The organism is Hwanghaeella sp. LZ110 (assembly GCF_048892525.1).
Classification (GTDB): Bacteria; Pseudomonadota; Alphaproteobacteria; order UBA8366; family Aestuariispiraceae; genus Pacificispira.
In genome coordinates, this window is record NZ_JBLZHT010000007.1 from 57,700 (window position 1) to 73,805 (window position 16,106).

19 protein-coding genes are annotated in these 16,106 nt (G+C 54.0%); 5 read left to right on the top strand and 14 right to left on the bottom strand.

Going from position 1 to position 16,106, the window contains the following annotated elements; genetic code table 11:
• Positions 1-55 precede the first annotated feature (55 nt).
• The 7 genes from tssG to tssB form a co-directional block, all read right to left on the bottom strand.
• Positions 56-1,126: a type VI secretion system baseplate subunit TssG gene (gene tssG / locus ACOSDM_RS14765; protein WP_420725311.1), complete on the bottom strand. Its 1,071-nt coding sequence runs from the start codon at positions 1,124-1,126 to the stop codon at positions 56-58.
• Positions 1,090-2,907 (bottom strand): type VI secretion system baseplate subunit TssF, encoded by a 1,818-nt coding sequence (gene tssF, locus ACOSDM_RS14770; protein WP_420725312.1) that lies wholly within the window; start codon positions 2,905-2,907, stop codon positions 1,090-1,092. The genes tssG and tssF overlap by 37 nt, the downstream gene beginning before the upstream one ends.
• Entirely contained in the window at positions 2,907-3,380 is a 474-nt protein-coding gene (gene tssE, locus ACOSDM_RS14775) for a type VI secretion system baseplate subunit TssE (protein ID WP_420725313.1), read from the bottom strand. The genes tssF and tssE overlap by 1 nt, the downstream gene beginning before the upstream one ends.
• 20 nt (positions 3,381-3,400) lie before the next feature.
• Positions 3,401-4,009 (bottom strand): hypothetical protein, encoded by a 609-nt coding sequence (locus tag ACOSDM_RS14780; protein WP_420725314.1) that lies wholly within the window; start codon positions 4,007-4,009, stop codon positions 3,401-3,403.
• 140 nt (positions 4,010-4,149) lie between these two features.
• Positions 4,150-4,641 (bottom strand): Hcp family type VI secretion system effector, encoded by a 492-nt coding sequence (locus ACOSDM_RS14785; RefSeq protein ID WP_420725315.1) that lies wholly within the window; start codon positions 4,639-4,641, stop codon positions 4,150-4,152.
• 81 nt (positions 4,642-4,722) lie between these two features.
• Positions 4,723-6,174 (bottom strand): type VI secretion system contractile sheath large subunit, encoded by a 1,452-nt coding sequence (gene tssC / locus ACOSDM_RS14790; protein WP_420725316.1) that lies wholly within the window; start codon positions 6,172-6,174, stop codon positions 4,723-4,725.
• Between the two features lie 84 nt (positions 6,175-6,258).
• Positions 6,259-6,777: a type VI secretion system contractile sheath small subunit gene (tssB, locus tag ACOSDM_RS14795; protein WP_420725317.1), complete on the bottom strand. Its 519-nt coding sequence runs from the start codon at positions 6,775-6,777 to the stop codon at positions 6,259-6,261.
• A gap of 408 nt (positions 6,778-7,185) precedes the next feature.
• Here tssB and ACOSDM_RS14800 point away from each other — a divergent pair, with 408 nt between their 5' ends.
• A complete protein-coding gene (locus ACOSDM_RS14800; RefSeq protein ID WP_420725318.1) occupies positions 7,186-7,470 on the top strand; it encodes a hypothetical protein in 285 nt (94 codons plus the stop codon).
• A gap of 50 nt (positions 7,471-7,520) precedes the next feature.
• Entirely contained in the window at positions 7,521-7,682 is a 162-nt protein-coding gene (locus ACOSDM_RS14805) for a hypothetical protein (RefSeq protein WP_420725319.1), read from the top strand.
• Between the two features lie 15 nt (positions 7,683-7,697).
• Here ACOSDM_RS14805 and ACOSDM_RS14810 read toward each other — a convergent pair whose 3' ends face one another.
• The 4 genes from ACOSDM_RS14810 to ACOSDM_RS14825 form a co-directional block, all read right to left on the bottom strand.
• Positions 7,698-8,435 (bottom strand): GNAT family N-acetyltransferase, encoded by a 738-nt coding sequence (locus tag ACOSDM_RS14810; RefSeq protein WP_420725320.1) that lies wholly within the window; start codon positions 8,433-8,435, stop codon positions 7,698-7,700.
• A 108-nt stretch (positions 8,436-8,543) separates the two neighbouring features.
• Positions 8,544-9,743: a hypothetical protein gene (locus tag ACOSDM_RS14815; RefSeq protein WP_420725321.1), complete on the bottom strand. Its 1,200-nt coding sequence runs from the start codon at positions 9,741-9,743 to the stop codon at positions 8,544-8,546.
• A gap of 75 nt (positions 9,744-9,818) precedes the next feature.
• Positions 9,819-10,151: a DHCW motif cupin fold protein gene (locus tag ACOSDM_RS14820; protein WP_420725322.1), complete on the bottom strand. Its 333-nt coding sequence runs from the start codon at positions 10,149-10,151 to the stop codon at positions 9,819-9,821.
• Between the two features lie 12 nt (positions 10,152-10,163).
• Entirely contained in the window at positions 10,164-11,237 is a 1,074-nt protein-coding gene (locus ACOSDM_RS14825) for a serine hydrolase (RefSeq protein ID WP_420725323.1), read from the bottom strand.
• Positions 11,238-11,542: 305 nt separating this feature from the next.
• On the opposite strand from ACOSDM_RS14825, the gene ACOSDM_RS14830 reads away from it, so the two are divergent.
• Entirely contained in the window at positions 11,543-12,262 is a 720-nt protein-coding gene (locus ACOSDM_RS14830) for a hypothetical protein (protein ID WP_420725324.1), read from the top strand.
• Positions 12,263-12,277: 15 nt separating this feature from the next.
• On the opposite strand, the gene ACOSDM_RS14835 is transcribed toward ACOSDM_RS14830, so the two are convergent.
• Positions 12,278-13,051 (bottom strand): peptidase, encoded by a 774-nt coding sequence (locus tag ACOSDM_RS14835; protein WP_420725325.1) that lies wholly within the window; start codon positions 13,049-13,051, stop codon positions 12,278-12,280.
• A gap of 412 nt (positions 13,052-13,463) precedes the next feature.
• On the opposite strand from ACOSDM_RS14835, the gene ACOSDM_RS14840 reads away from it, so the two are divergent.
• On the top strand, positions 13,464-13,952 hold the full coding sequence (locus ACOSDM_RS14840) for a phasin family protein (RefSeq protein ID WP_420725326.1): 489 nt from the start codon (positions 13,464-13,466) through the stop codon (positions 13,950-13,952).
• Positions 13,953-14,228: 276 nt separating this feature from the next.
• On the top strand, positions 14,229-14,828 hold the full coding sequence (locus tag ACOSDM_RS14845) for a DUF1013 domain-containing protein (RefSeq protein WP_420725327.1): 600 nt from the start codon (positions 14,229-14,231) through the stop codon (positions 14,826-14,828).
• Positions 14,829-14,869: 41 nt separating this feature from the next.
• Here ACOSDM_RS14845 and ACOSDM_RS14850 read toward each other — a convergent pair whose 3' ends face one another.
• Positions 14,870-15,142, bottom strand: coding sequence for a hypothetical protein (locus ACOSDM_RS14850; protein ID WP_420725328.1), 273 nt, complete (start codon positions 15,140-15,142; stop codon positions 14,870-14,872).
• Between the two features lie 72 nt (positions 15,143-15,214).
• Entirely contained in the window at positions 15,215-16,102 is an 888-nt protein-coding gene (locus ACOSDM_RS14855) for a S49 family peptidase (protein ID WP_420725329.1), read from the bottom strand.
• Between the last annotated feature and the right edge of the window lie 4 nt (positions 16,103-16,106).

A 16,106-nucleotide genomic window follows, 5' to 3' on the forward strand; every position in this document is an offset into this window, starting at 1 on the left:
TGTCTACGCTGCCAGTTTTAATAAAAATCATCAATCTTAAATGTAAATTTAGATACTAAATCTCGCTCAATGCCTCATGGCCGCGAACCTTGATCATGACCTGGGAATCCGGGGCTTCTGAGGGCGTGCTGCGCAGCCAACTGGTCCATCCCAGTCGTAAATCCCCGCCCAGGCGGCTGGCTGGCACCGCATCCTGTTGGGCGATCAGACGGGCAGAAAAATTGTATTCCGGTGAAACATAGAACATGACCATGGACAAAAGCGGTCGATGACAGGCCCCGCCGGGAAGGAAGCTTTCAAAAGTTTCACGGTCCAGCGGGCCGATTTGCAACTCCAATCCGGATTGCTGGTCCCAATAGCGACTGCCCAGAAACGCCGCTGTCCCCAACGCATTGTTGCGCCCGGACAGACCGCCCAGACGCCCCCCTATGACAGTTTCCTGACCGGGTTCCAGGCGCACCCAATCGCCAACAAACTGTTTCACCTTAACCGGCAGCCCATAATAATCCGCCACCATGCTTTGCAGCCCCAACGCGGTGCGGGGGCGATGCACCAATAGACCGGCATAGCGCAACAAGGAGCGATCGCTGACCGACATCCGCTCGTCCAGACCATCAGTGCCAAGGCCGATAAAGCTGCGCAGGAATTTTGCGATCAGGGTTCGATGGGGGGGGCGCGTGTCCAGCCCAATCCGATGCGCCTTGCGCACCCGCACCATCAGGGAGGCCAGACGATGGTTGAAGATATCCAGAAACGCCCGCCAGGCCGTATCTTTCTTGGACACGCGCTGGATCAACCGTTCTGTCAGTGGACGCGGCAAGGGTCCCATCGCCCCGGCCAGCCCCATGAACCGGATCATCATCTCATCAGGCTTGTCCAGCGATTGCGGATGGTAGGATTTGATTGAACTGGGTGGAAAAGCCAGCGAGGGATCGGCATTGAAGTGCACCGCTTCCTTACGGGGGTCCGCCCCCTCCCCCACAGGAACGAATTCGCTGTCGGGATCAATCCCGACACCGCGCATCAATTCTGTCGTCCGCACCGCCTGATAGAAATCAAAGCGATAGGGACGGTCGCGCAATTCCTCGATCAGAGGAGGAACTGATCGCCGGCTCTTGCTGGCCATTCCTTCCAGACCCCTTCTCGTTGAACGGATTGCACGGATAATTTAGAGAATGAATTGACCGAGGCATACAGCCCCAAAAACCTGTCCAGAACCGAGGCCAGCAGGATCGCGCTGGACCCGACATAGGCACGTTCATCAACCGTCAGGATGACCTCAACCCCCCGGGCAAAGCCGCGCCAGGCATCCGGTCCCATGCGGGCGACAGCGCGACGACATTGCATATCCACAATGCCGTTGATCTGTTGTTCCGTACCCGCCGTTCTGTCATTGGCATATAGACGCAGTATTTCCTGTAACGCCGTCAGCGATCCTTCAAACTGACTGAGGGACAGATAGTTCAAGGACAGATGCGACACCAGGCGCCACAGGGTCTCCCCCCCAATCGGTGGCTCAATCTGGGGCGTTGGTTTGTACAATGCCGTGATGCCAGAGACCGGGGCCCCCATTTCTGTTTGCAAAATCGCACCGGGGCGCAATTGTTCGGCCAATCCACGATTGGTGCACCAGGTATGGGCAAACAGGGTCGTCGTCGCGGGCATAGTCGGGCGATAGTCCAGATCGACAAAACTTAGATAGATATCGGTGCCGGGCATATCAGACTGGCCGGTCATATCCCGCCTTGCATACCAGAAGGCACGGGAATTGCGGCTGTATGCGGCATGATTGAAGGAAAAGAACGGTTCCACCCGGAACGCATCCGCCTGTTCCTGATTGCTGGCAGTGACAGAGCGGATAGAGTGGATTTCCGTCGTCAGTTCGCGCCGACGATCCCCGACAAGGCGATATTCAGACTCCCGCCCATCAATGCGGATCGGCTCTGACGTCTTGCTGAACAGATTGACGATGGGCGTTGTGAATAGCTGAAAATTCCCCGGCTCCACCGTTACGCTGCGCGGCGGCGGCACATCCAGCAAAATCAAGATATCCAATACCTGATCCGCCTGCGCCGAGGCCAGACCATCGATATCGAAATACAGGAATTTCTCTGAGAAGGTGAAATACTCCCGCAACAAATGATAAGCTGGTTGTCCGTGACCGGGTACATCGATTACGGCTTCATCGCGTTCGAACCCGACAGGGCTGATCGCCGCAGGCCCTAGCATGACAGGCTTCTTCGTTTCCCCATCTGCGATCAGTGCGACGCCTTTTGCATTCACGAACAATAATTCATACAAACTGTCGGCCAATACCCGGTCGGCATGGATATGGAACCGCAACCGATCCATTTCCAACGCGCGCAGCGGGTCGGCCTCTGCCGTAATCCGCAATCGCAACACGGCATTCACATCCGTCTGCGCATCCAGAAAGTCATAGCGATCTGTTGATTCTATTCCGGCCTGAGTAACTGAAATGGGCCACAGTTCGACCGGATAAACCGTTCTGAAGCGACAGCTCATCCCATTTGGCGCAGTCGCATAGAGATCACTGCCTTTGGGCACATTATAGCCGCTGGTCATCTTGCCCCGCGCGCTATCGACATTGAAACGCGCAATGGTCATGGACGGAATCGGATCAACAAATTGTGGATACAGAATGCCCAACAAGGCCTGGGGGATCTGCGGAAATTCGGCATCAATGTTCTGCTGAATGCGTCCGGTCAGAAACGCGAAACTCTCAATCAAGCGCTCGACATGGGGGTCAGCGGATTCAGAGCCGCCAAATTCCAACCGACCGGCAATCTTGGGATAGGTCTCAGCAAACGCATTGCCCATGCGGCGCAGATATCCTAATTCCCGCTGATAATGCCCTAACAGGGCATCGCGTGTGGACTTACCGGCCATCAATACCCACTCCCGTCATGCCCACCGCCATCGATCTTCAAGGGGAAGGAAATCGGTTCGATCACATCACCAAATTTCAGCCCCCCTTCGATGCGCAGGCTCAGTTGGCCGGTTTCTTTTTGAATGGCTTCGACAACAACATTCACACGGGTCATCCTGGGTTCATAGGCGGCGATGGTGCGGGCCACATGGCGCGCGACCTTGTCACGATCCCGTGGGTTTGCTGTGAACAGATGAGCAAGATCAATCAGGCCATAATCTGGCACGCCCCGATTATCATAATCTATCTCTGATTCGCTCCAACCACAGCGCGTGTTCAACAGGGTGTGAATCTCGCCGCGCACGGAGTCTGCAAGCCCATCCAGGTCAAGATATCGCCGGGGCACAGGTTCATTGGGAACACCTGGATCATCGTCTGTCAGACGGTCAAACAGTGGGGCCAAAGCCCCCTTTTTCGTGCGGAGGGATCGCATGCTCTCCCCCTTTCCAGACGTCAGGCTACGATAAGGTCGTGCGCTTTAATGCGCTTCATCGACACCCCCGGATCAAGACCCGGAATGTATATTTGCAAGAAGCTGTGCGCAGAACCGGAATTACTGGACGCGTTCGCCGAAGAACCACCCATCGCGCCAAAGGACATCAATCCGGCTGACAGAGATGCAGCGCCGCCAATCCCGCCACCTCCCGCCATGGACCCAGGCTGCTTGATCGCAGCCGCCCCCAGGCCGACAGGCTCAATTTCCCCTATAAAGCCCCAAACCGGTACCCGCAGCTTTATGGCCACGGCATAGCGATCACCAACCTTCGAACCAGAATAGGCCGAAATGCCCCTGAAGATATCCCGGCGCGACTGACCGCCCGATGCCGATGCCAGTTTGTGGCGCGCATCAAAGCCTGGATCAGACTTCAGCGGCTTATACGGGGACCACAATACCGGCACACCATACTGTGCGCCATGATGGAAGTTTGCATGCTTGGACAGGGTGAAAACGGTGGTGTTCGCCTTCAACAGGATACGCCGCGCTTTTTTCCCCTTGAAGGTTCTGCGCACATTGGCTGGAACATTTCTCCACTCGACATTTTCATTTAAGGCAGCGCCCATTACCCAGTCCCATCCGTGCCTGATCGGCTAGAGCATCATGCGTTCGCATAAGCTCACACATGACACTCTAACCATTTATTTTTTCAGCAAATACGTCCTCGCAAACGATTCCGTTGTCTCGGGATTTGCTCTGGTGGGCGTTACGCATCCGCACCCTTGTTTACGGTCACATCCCATTCGGACGCGATGGACCCTGGTTCCTTCATGTCTTCCGACTGAACCTTCACTTCCCATTTGATCTTGGTATAGTTCAGGCTGACAGTTTCAACCGGCGTGTCATCGCCGCCGCCCCCGATGGAGACATTGGAGACCATGGTGTTTTCCAGCGTATAGATCATTTGAGGGACATGCGCCTTCTCACCAGAGGCGCGCAGCACCGTGAATGTCACCTGGCCCAAATTCGCGCCGATGCAGCATTTGTAATTCAGCAGGGGAGAAGACTTGTCGGCATATTTGGTGATCGTGAAATCACTGTGTTCCACACGACCACGGGCGCGCCCAACATTGGATACATCGGTATGCAGGTGATTGTGCACCGAATGACTGAAGGCCAGGCACATGATTTGCTTTTCAAAGCCTTCTAAGGTCGCCTCACCTTCGACCCCGTCGATTTTAATGACCAATACGTCCATTGCGCCTTTTCCTTATCTCATCGTGTCGATGCGGTGGCATCCGCCGCCGCGTGTCCCGGGCCAAACAACCCGATCATTCAATTAAGCAGCAGGCGGCGGCAGTTCCGCGACCAGGCGAACCGATGCGGTCAGTTCTTCCAACTGGAAATGCGGCTTCAGGAATACCGTCGCATTGTACGCCCCCGGCTTGCCCGGAATTTCGCGAACATCAACCCGCGCTTCCCGTAAGGGGAACCGTGCCTTGGTATTCTGGGGCGCATCATCGGTCAGCAGCACGTAATTTGCGATCCAGGTGTTCAGATATTCTTCAACATTGGCTGCGGTCAGGAAGCTGCCGACCTTGTCGCGCATAATCGCCTTCATGTAATGGGCGAAGCGAGAGGCCGCCATGATGTAAGGCAGGCGTGCCGACAGGGCCGCATTGGCATTGGCGGAGTCCAGATTGTACTTCTTGGGTTTCTGAACTGTCTGACCACCAAAGAATGCGGCATAGTCCGTTCCCTTACAGTGACATAGGGCAATAAAGCCAAGGTCCGACAATTCCTTTTCACGGCGATCGGTAATGGCAATTTCCGTCGGACATTTCAGGGCAATATCGCCCTCATCAGTCTTGAAGGTATGGGTCGGCAGGCCCTTGACCACGCCACCGCCTTCAACACCGCGAATTGCCGCCGTCCAGCCATACAGCGAGAACGCATTGGTGATACGCTGGGCCATCGCCCAGGCGGCACTGCCCCACAGATATTTGGAATGATCGCGCCCGTCGACATCTTCTGAGAAATCGATGCCTTCAACCGGCACCGTATTGGGGCCATAGGGCAAACGCATCAGCGTATGGGGCAGCGTCAGCACCATATAGCGGCTGTCTTCGCTGTCGCGGAAGCTGCGCCATTTGATCATTTCAGCGCTTTCAAAAATCTTCGACAGATCGCGCGGCGTGCCCAGATCGGTAAAGCTGTCCATATCGAACATGCGCGGTGACGCCGAGGCGATCATTGGCGCATGCGCTGCCGCCGCGACTTCCGCCAGCTTTTCCATCAGTGCGAATTGCTGAGGATGGCGACCGAATTCAAAATCTGCCATCAGGCAGCTATAGGGATGGCCGCCAAATGTGCCATATTCTTCTTCGTAGATCATTTTGAACAAGGCGGACTGGTCAAATTCAACCGCCTTTTCCAGATCTGCCAGCAAGTCCTTGGAAGACGTGTTCAGCACACGCAGCTTAAGCTGGGTACCGGTTTCCGTTCCCATGACCAGGAAATGCAGGCCACGCCAGCTTGCTTCCAGCTTTTGGAAGTCCGGCTGATGCATGACTTCGTTCAACTGTTCAGTGATCAGCGCATCAATTTCCGCGATCTTCTGATTGATCGACGCGACCGTGTCACTGGACACATCCGTGCCCGACTCAACAACAGAATCTATGAACTCCCCGATCAGGTCCTGGGCATAAGCCTTTTGCCCCTCGTCCCGCGCCAGCTTCCCCTCGACCATAATCTGTTCGAGTGCGTTGAGTTCCTCGGTCTTGTCCGCCATCCTAATTCCCCTTTATCGGGTCCCCTTTTCGGGTCCGGATATATCCATGCCGCCATATTGTGGCGTTAAACCCAGCCTACGAGCTTACTTGCCCTTAGAATCTTCCAGAAGCTTCTTAACTTCCTTTTGCTTGTCCGCGTCGCCGACCATTTCACGCAACAGCGCTTCCAGATCGTCATTGCCATCCAGCTTGGTCAGAAGGTCGCTTAACCGCTGACGGGCCTCATACAGCTTGCGCAGTGGCTCGATCTGCTTGACGACCTGAACGGGCTCAAAATCTTCCAGCGAGCGAAAGTTCAGCTCGACATTCATCTTGCCACCGTCTTTGCTGTCTTCCTCAGCCATTTTATTATCGACCTGGAAGGCAAGGCGCGGCTTGATGCTGGCCAGAATATCGTTGAAGTTATCGCGATCAATTTCGACGAATTTGCGCTCTTTCATCTTCGGCAAAGGCTCTGACGGCTTGCCGGACAGATCAGAGATGATCCCCATGACGAAAGGCAATTCCTTCATCTGGATCGCATTGCCGATTTCCACATCATAGGTGATCTGAACGCGCGGCGGGCGGACCCGACTGATCTTGTGCTGAATACTATCGGACATCGATGTCCCCCTTCATCGGACCGCCCGGTCTTCGCCCCATCCGGGCGATTAACCAGACACTCTGCTAACGACTTCAGCTTTTGAAAGCTGCCAGTTTAAACCTTTGCGGCGCACATCGCCGGATACCCCAAATTCGAATCGGCTTCCGCGCCATGATTCGCAAGACAAGTTAAATGAAAGTCACTTACTATTGCAAGAGTTTCCATGCTCTATCTTTTTTTCGAATTATGTTACTTAAATAGCCTTATGAGCACCTAAAACGATTACTGATATAGCACCCGCTATTTCCTTAATTTTTAATTAATATATAACATATTGATAAATATAGATAAAATCATAATGTGGTGAAGTCCGGGAAATCCGTATAAACTGATCGGGATAAAAAAACCGCCTGGGAGGCATTCCTGTATGAGTGATGAAATTATTGAATTAATTGGGTCAGACAGCCCCAACGGTCACATTCGTATCCGTATTGATTTGGAATTGCCGCACGATCAGGCGATGCAGATACTTCAAACTGTTCATGATTATAAGGATCAGAAGCAAAAAGAAGAAGCTGCCAAGATGCGCCGAGACGAAGCGGAGCGCCGCAAGGCAGAGGCGGAAGCCCGCAAGGCCGCCAAGACGGAAGCGGCGAAAGCAAAGAAATCCGGCGCCGCCAAAGGCAGCAGCGACGACGCAGCCAAGGCCTGATAAGACAATTACAATCTTCCCCAGATCAGTCCCCGAGATGAGAGAGACCCATGGCAGAGAAAATTCTGGAATTTAATGGCAGCGCGACCCTTCCAACGTCCTTGAAGGTCAATATCCAAATGGAAATGCCTTACGAGTTGGCGGTGAAAATCCTGGATTTGATCCAAAAGAACATGCCGGAGGAGCCGCCGGCCACCGAGGCGGAGTCCTAACCCAACTTCCGAAAATCAGTCGGACGCCTGGACCTGTTCAATCGCTGCTGCAGTTAATGTGCTAAGCGATTGATTTTGTGTGCCCTTATCATCAAAATTCTTTGGATCCAGCCAGGCCTGAAATGCCTTCTTCACCGCAGGCCATTCACGGTCCAACAGCGAGAACCAGGCCGTGTCGCGGTTGTGACCCTTAACAACCGACATCTGACGGAACGTGCCTTCATAGCTGAAGCCCAGGCGTAACGCTGCGGCCTTGGACGCGTCGTTCAGGGCATTGCATTTCCATTCATAGCGACGGTATCCCAGGTCATCAAATACATGGGACATCATCAAAAACATCGCTTCTGTGGACAGCACACTGCGCTGCATCACGGGGGAAAAATTGATATGCCCGACTTCTATGGAAGACACTTTTGGATCAATGCGCAGATAACTGGCAACGCCAACGGCTTTGTCTGTCGCCTGATCTATCACCGCATAGAACAGGGGATCCGTGCCCAGACATGCCTTTTCCATCCAGGCACGATAGTCTGCCACTGACGCAAAGGGACCATAAGGAAGATAGGTCCAATAGCGCGCATCGTCCGCCTTGCAATTGGCCGCATGGAGATCTGCGGCATGGCGGTCTGGATCAATCCGCTCCAGCCGTCCTGTCCGTCCGGTCATGACTGAAATGGTAGGCGGCTGGGGGGGTGTAAAATTCGGAACGGCGGGCCCGATGAGTTGGCCCAATTCATTCACAACCGGTTTCATTCTTTACCCTTTCAACACAGACTGTCTTATTGCCGACAGCGATACAGCGCGTTCCCGGCGAACAAAAGGGCCACTAACAAATATCACAGAGGGCCATCCAAGACCCCGTTATCCTTCCGCTGATTGCCCAAATACCACAATGAGCATGCCCAAAGCTGCCAGAGACGCGAAAACTACAGCCCTGAACCAGGATCGTTCCCTCGCGGCACTGATAGCGGCAATTCCAGCCTGAAGCGCATAATAGACGGCAAAGGCGCGGGAAGCGTAGCTGATGATATCAAACACGCCAGAAGTCCAGGTCAACGACACGCCTATCCCGGTCAACAGCGCATAGGCTTTACCGGGGGTGATGCGATGGTGCGACACTTCGGAAATCAGCCCGCCCGATCCGCTGGTATCGGCAACAGCCGCACTGAACTGCGCTGCCAGAGCCGCCGCCACCAGCAGAAATGGCAGGATCGGGGCGACAACCTTCATCATGTCGACAATGGCCGTCTCTGTAAGCACCAGCGCATCCTGTTCGAACACATACGCCAGCAATGCGATATAAATCACATAAATTCCGGTCGACACCCATTGGGCCCATCGCATGGATGTCGCGCGGATCTGACTGTTGTATTCCGCCCCCAGATACCGTGATGTCTCGAAACCCTGAACCGTAACAATCAAGCCAAAAGCTATCGTGATCCCTGCCCATCCGGTTTCCACCAGAGGATTAAAGATCAGTCCCGAATGGGTCGCCTTGTCTTCAAAAAAAATCGCCAAGCCAATCAGCAACCCTGCGATTATCGCCAGTTTTACCGAAACGGAGACATACTCCATCTGCTCAAGGGACTTGAAACCACGGGTCCATCCGACCGTGACGATCAACAGATAAACCGCCGTTGTCACAAGCTTGGCGTAGAAGGGCGTATTCAATGGCGTCAGGCTGACGGCGAAGGCACCAAACAGATTTAAGTAATAGGCCACAGAAATGATATAGGCGAAACCAAGCGCGCCGGATGCGACAGTTTCCAGTGTATCGATACCACGCCCACGGTCGACGCCCAGTGTCTCAATAACACCGATATTATAGCGGATGGCCGTCCCATAAAGATACGCCCCGGCACATAACACAGCCATTACCAGCGGCGCATACATCCCATAGGACGCGACCAGAATGGGCCCCAAAACCAGAAAACCGCTGCCAATGATGGATGCCAGCGGGGTGGTCATCGCCCGCCAAGTCTTAGAGAGGCGAACACGGGGCATCCAAAGCATCAGCCCCGCCAGAATGACGGCGAGAACGATCGCGATATCAATCACCATTCCGCGTTACGCCCTTTTTGGAGTCTGTGCGATAAGCCTATTTTCTTGTAACGGCTTTAAAGGGCAAGGGAAGCCCTAATCCACGATAAACAGCGTTGCGCCACGGTCACCGGTGGAGGATCGATGGGGCTCTGCCTGATCGGCAACTTGATAGCTGATACCGGGCGTCAGGACAAAGGTACGACCGTCTTCCAGTTCCGTGTGCAATTCGCCTTCCAGACACAGGAGGATATGCCCCTTCTGGCACCAATGGTCGGCGAGATAATTGGGGCTGTAGGTCACCATTCGAACGCGGATATCCCCAAAATTCTGGGTCCGCCAGGTGGCGTATCCAGTTTCCCCCGGATGTCGGGTTTCAGGAATATCAGCCCAGGTCGTAATGCCAAAAGGAATGTCCGAAAGCTTCATTCAGCGCTCTGCTCAGCCTTGCGGGGCGAAAACGATGCAATCCATTTTCTTCGCCTTGAGCATCTTGCAGGCAGCAAAGGCGCTGCGCTTATCAAAGCCAGCCACGCGGGAGCGATGAAGCTTTCCGGACGTGTCCACCACCACAACCGACCCTTCGCCCAGATCACCCAGACGGGTGACAGCCTGCTGTGCGACAGTCCGGGCAGCATCCGACCGACTAAAGGCGCCGACTTGGATCGTCCAGCGTGTGGTTTGTAATTCCGTCAGGTCCACATCCGATGCGGCATCCCCTTGGGGCACCTGATCTTCGGCGATCTGAACCTTTTGATTCGTGGGCATGTTTACCGCGACCATGTCATTGCGCGGCAGGGATTCATCCAGAATTTGACGGAAACCGGCATCCAGTAATTTCCGCATATGCTGATCACGCGATGCGCCGGACTTGCCGCCGAAAACAACGCCGATCAACCGATGACCATTGCGCTGAACCGACGCGACCAGATTAAAACCGCTGGCCCGGATGTAGCCGGTCTTAATCCCGTCCGTCCCTTCATAGGATGACAGCAAGGTATTGTGGTTCTTGAAGGTCCGACCGGCATGTTTGAAATGGGTCGTCGCGAAATAAGCATAGTAGTCTGGAAAATCCTGTCGGATGCGCAGGCCCAGCATGGCCATATCGCGCGCTGTGGACAGCTGGCGCCGATTGGGCAGGCCACTGGCATTTTTAAAAGTGGTGCGGCTCATCCCCAATTGGCGGGCGCGTTCTGTCATTTGGATCGCGAAATTGATTTCAGTGCCCCCCAGGGCTTCCGCCACAACAACCGCAACGTCATTGGCGGATTTCGTGACCAGCGCCAATATTGCGTCTTCCAGAGTGATGGTCTGGCCTGGCTTAAGGCCCAGTTTCGATGGCGCCATGCCAGATGCGCGCTTGGAAACCTGCAACCGGCTTTTCAGTGAAATCTTCCCCTGTTTCAAGGCATCAAAAGCCATGTAAAGGGTCATGATTTTGGTTAAAGATGCCGGGTAATTGCGGTCATCTTCATTTGTCGCATGTAGAACGCGGCCAGAATCAGCATCAATCACTATGGATGCATAACGTGCTTCTGCCTGATTCACAGGAACAGTTGAATAAACAAGGGCTAAGCCCAAGAGAAATGCTGCTATGACTTTCACGATGTCACCTTAGTCTTTCGGAATTCTTCCTATGTCCTAAGGGGTGACTTTCGACAAACCCCCAGTTGACCTCGAATCTTTAATACTTCAAGTAACACCCTGTGTCTATTACAAAAGTTGATTTTGTGAAAATCTATTTGCGTGCCAGAGTCACAGCGACCATATGCACTGCATGACTGGGTTTACGAAATAACACCACAGAACAGGATTCAGGAATGACCAAGTTACGATCAGCCCCCATTGGATTATTGAGTCTAATCATAATCTTAACAGGCTGCACCAGTACTGGGGAGATCGACAATCCCCTGAATCGTCGCGCCACATGGTTTTCCTTTATCAGCGGCGAAGACATTGCGACCGCATGTCGCGTCGATGGGCGCGAACGGTATCGGCTGACCTATATCGCCGACAGGAATGTGCAGGTCCGCATTTATGACATTGATGCCGATGTGACACCTGTTGCGCAATTGCGCAGCCGCATCATGACCGTGGCCGCCAGCGACTGGTTCCCCTGGGAGTTTTTATCCGATCCCAGCCGACCGTTCCGCCCTTTTGACAAGGTGGAGACATTACCCGCCGATAAATTAGAGGCGATTCGACAGGATCTGCTTGCATCTGGTTGGTCCACACAGCCTGCACCGGTTGGCAAGAAAATCGCCTCAACCTCTTATGCCTGGCTGGTCGCAGGGTGCCGGAATGGCGAATTTTCTTTTCAGGCCTACGAATATCCCGATGCGGATTTTCAAGCCCTCACCTTCCCGGAAATCCTGTATGAGGTTGACCAGAACGACATCGATGTGCGTCAACCCCCAACGGACGGGGAACGCCGGACACTGACGCCAAATCAAGCGATCGGCGGCAGATCCGCAGCCGATGAGGGTGGTAACATCTATAATATGCGGGTCAATGCGAACGGTGTTTCCGTATCACATTGAGGAGAACAGGAGCGGCTAGCGCCGATCCTCGTCTTTGATCAGGGTCAGGGTGTTTGACAGCGATGCCGGTGGTAGAAGTGTCTGTGCCCAGGGACCGTCCGGCATTTTGATTGCCATCTGGCGCAAATTTTCGTTCCACCAGCGACGCACTTCCAGAACATCGTCATAGTCATACTGGGTTTCGCGCCAGATATGGTCCGAATTTGCATAGGTGATCAAATCGATAGGGAACCCAACGTCGGCCGCACTGATCCGGGTTGAGTCAAAAGACAGATAGGCCAGATTGGTCGCGGTTTTCAAATCCGTCTTGCTGGTCAATGCCCGATCCAGAATAGGCTTTCCGTAACTGGTCTCACCGATTGAAAGATAGGGGGTGCGGGTATCCACCTCGATCCAATTGCCCTCTGGATAGACCATAAAGGCCGTTGGCTCTTCATCCTCAGACATTTTTCCAGCGATAATGCTGTGCAGATTGAAACTCAGCTTTGACCGCTCCAAGTCTTCCGCATCTTCGTCATAGACTTGGCGCAGGCAATCACAATATGCCTCAACCGCGTCCAGCATTGTGGCATAGGCCTTGCCATTATCACGACGAATTGCGCGCTTCTGATAGGCCAGTGTTTTATCGCGCAGGGACCGCAGACCAGATGTCATGGTCAAGACAGAGGCGGATCGCGGCCCAATGAATTCCACTTTCCGCGCCGTTGTGACCTGTGTGCCAGCCGTTATGCGACCATCTGCCAGGCAGACCAACCCTTCTTGTACTTTAATCGCCAAGCAATATGTCATCGTAACCTCGTTCTATACATCTTATAATCTGGATCACAGGAGCGCGCCAATCGGCTAGATTACGCTGACTCTTTCGCATCGGTCCAATGGAAACTCTATGCCAAACCAACAAGGCTGGTGATCAAAAATATCAGGAAATGAGCCTTGTCAGGATAGTTTCATAATCATTTAAACACCTGTTAATTAACAAAGAATTACCAATTTTAAAAAATTTATGTTGCAGTGCACAAAAAATTCTCTTGACCTTTTAAACCATGTTTCTCATATAGCGTGTATAGAAATTGTTGCAGTGCACAAATCCCGCTGAACGACAGCGTGATTCACTGCCGATAGAAGCGCCGGAGGGTCCGGGGCTTCCCGTTGATCCCCGGATTGGCCTATTGGCCACTGGAAACACCTGAAGGAGAGTATTATGACGACCGCTAAGAAAACCACCCCGACCATTGACACCAAGCCGATGGACGATGCTGTTGCCGCTGGCAAACAGTCTGTTGAACAGGCCGTTGCCGCGACCAAGGAACAGGTCGAAAAGGCTTCAAACGCTGCCCTGAAGAGCTATGACGACTTTGCCGTTTACAACAAAGAAGCCGTCGATGCCTATGTTAAGGCTGGCAACGTGATGACCAAAGGCATGGAAGACCTGGGCAAGACACTGTTCGCCTTCGCCCAAAGCCAGGCTGAATCCAATGTCAGCGCCGCCAAGGCGATGATGACTGCCAAGACACTGAATGATGTTGTTGAAATTCAGTCTGATCTGGCCCGTTCTCAGTTCGACGCCTTCGTTGCTGAAAGCACCAAGGTTTCTGAAATGAGCCTGAAGGTTGCCAACGAAACCGTTGAGCCGATCCAGGCACAGTTCACCGTCGTCGTTGAGAAGATGATGAAGCCAATCGCCGCTTAAGGCGCATTGATCGGCATACCTGCTGAAAAGCCAGGTCTGTGGTTTAAGAGACGGGGTAGCTCAAATCGAGTTGCCCCGTTTCTATTTCACCATTGAAATGGGCCCAGACCCCGTTTCAGGGAATGCGCGGAATTTCCTTTGCGTCACAGCGGCACGATTGTTATAAGCCCGGTGAATTCCTGACACGCGTGGGGTATCTGGTTCTCGGTCTTAGGTTACCGAGACTTGGCAATAACACGGCCCCGCCGTCTAAAGACCATGGAGCATACAAACGATATGGTGAAGCTTTTGATGCCCAAGGCCACTGCGGTCTGGCTGATTGATAACAGCGGTTTAACCTTTGAACAGATTGGCGATTTCTGTGGCCTGCACGAATTGGAAGTGCAAGCGATCGCTGATGGCGAAGTCGCACCTGGCATGCACGGTATCAACCCGGTGCAAAGCGGCCAGTTGGATGCAGAAGAACTGAAGCGCTGTGAAGCGGACCCAGATGCCCGCCTACAGGTCGCCAAAAGCGATATCCCCCAGCCGGTTATTCGCCACAAAGGCCCCCGCTATACGCCCGTATCGAAGCGCGCGGACAAGCCAGACGGCATTGCCTGGCTGGTGAAGCATCATCCCGAATTGGCAGACGCCCAGATCAATCGCCTCATCGGCACGACAAAGCCCACCGTGGCAGCCGTGCGGGATCGCAGCCATTGGAATTCATCAAACATTCGTCCCCGGTCCCCCGTCGAAATCGGCCTGTGCTCTCAGCATGATTTGGCAGTGGAAATCGACAAGGCAATTCGCGCCGGTCGCAAGCCGCTGGATCAGCCGATCATGGAGCCGGTCACCGACGATCCGGATGCCGGCGGCTGGGAAGGCCTGGAATAAGCCTTTTTAAATCAGTGTGAGACTATGCAAAGCCCAATTGTCTAATAAGGACAGTTGGGCTTTCCGCAATTTGAGACACCGGTTACAGAGACAAATGACCCACAGGTCGGGCATGGTTCGGTGTCTTCTATCGCGCCCGTGTCTTTGGACGTGCCGCCGGTCTTTTCACGCACAGACTTCGCCAGCCTTTCGCCAAAGCTGCGCTCCCCCGTGCGGCGGTTTCCCTTTGCAACGCGGTCACGCCGCTCAAAATGGCGGAAGCCGAACCAAATCACGGCGACAATGACGACAAGAAGTACGGTTTTTAAGAACATGGTTCTGTCTAAGCAGCGTTTACCAGACGGTCAAGCCTGACAGTATCAGCGCGCCCCATCACTGTCCCCGGCTTACAAGCCCAGCCGTTGCCAGTGCATCTGATCTTCCAACCGATCCAGCGCTGCATCCGCAACCCCCGCACCGATAGAAGCTTCCATACCCAGAAGACGTTGTAATCGGCTTTTGGGTCGCACGGTTTGGACAAACCGGACCTTGTCCCCAAATTGCGCCCGCATCACCGCACGGCGATTGCCCAATTCGTCCACAAGCCCCAGATCCTTAGCTTCGCGCCCGGTCCAGAATGCGCCCGTGAACAGATCCTTCTTGGCATCCAAGCGGTCGCCGCGACGCTGTTTCACCCAACCGGTGAACTGGTCATGCAAATCTGCCTGAATGCGTTTCAGGATCGTAATGTCTTCTGGCTTTTCCGGTTGGAAGGGATCCAGAATGGCCTTCTCCTTACCGGCCGTATGCACCCTGCGTTCCACGCCCAGCTTCGCAATCGCTTCCACGAAACCAAAACCAGAGGAAACAACGCCAATTGACCCGACAATAGAGCCCGGCATGGCGTAAATCTTGTCCGCAGCACAGGCCAGCCAATAGCCCCCGGATGCAGCGGCATCCTCACAAAAGGCATAGACCGGGATTTTCTTCTCATCCGCCATGTCACGGATACGACCGGCGATCAGGTCACTTTGTACCGGCGACCCGCCCGGAGAATTGATTTCCAGCACGACTGCGGCACATTGCTTGATCGAAAAGGCGCGCTCAATCGGGCGCTCCAACGCCTCCAGCGTCAAGCCGCGACGGCCAACGCCCCCCTGCCCGATCACACCGGACAGGCGTATCACGGCCACGACAGGTCCTTTGCGACCGATAAAGGGAAGACGCGACAGAATACTGTCGGCGGAACGCGGTGGCTGCTTATCGGCAGCAACATCATTTGTTGTATCTATCATGCCG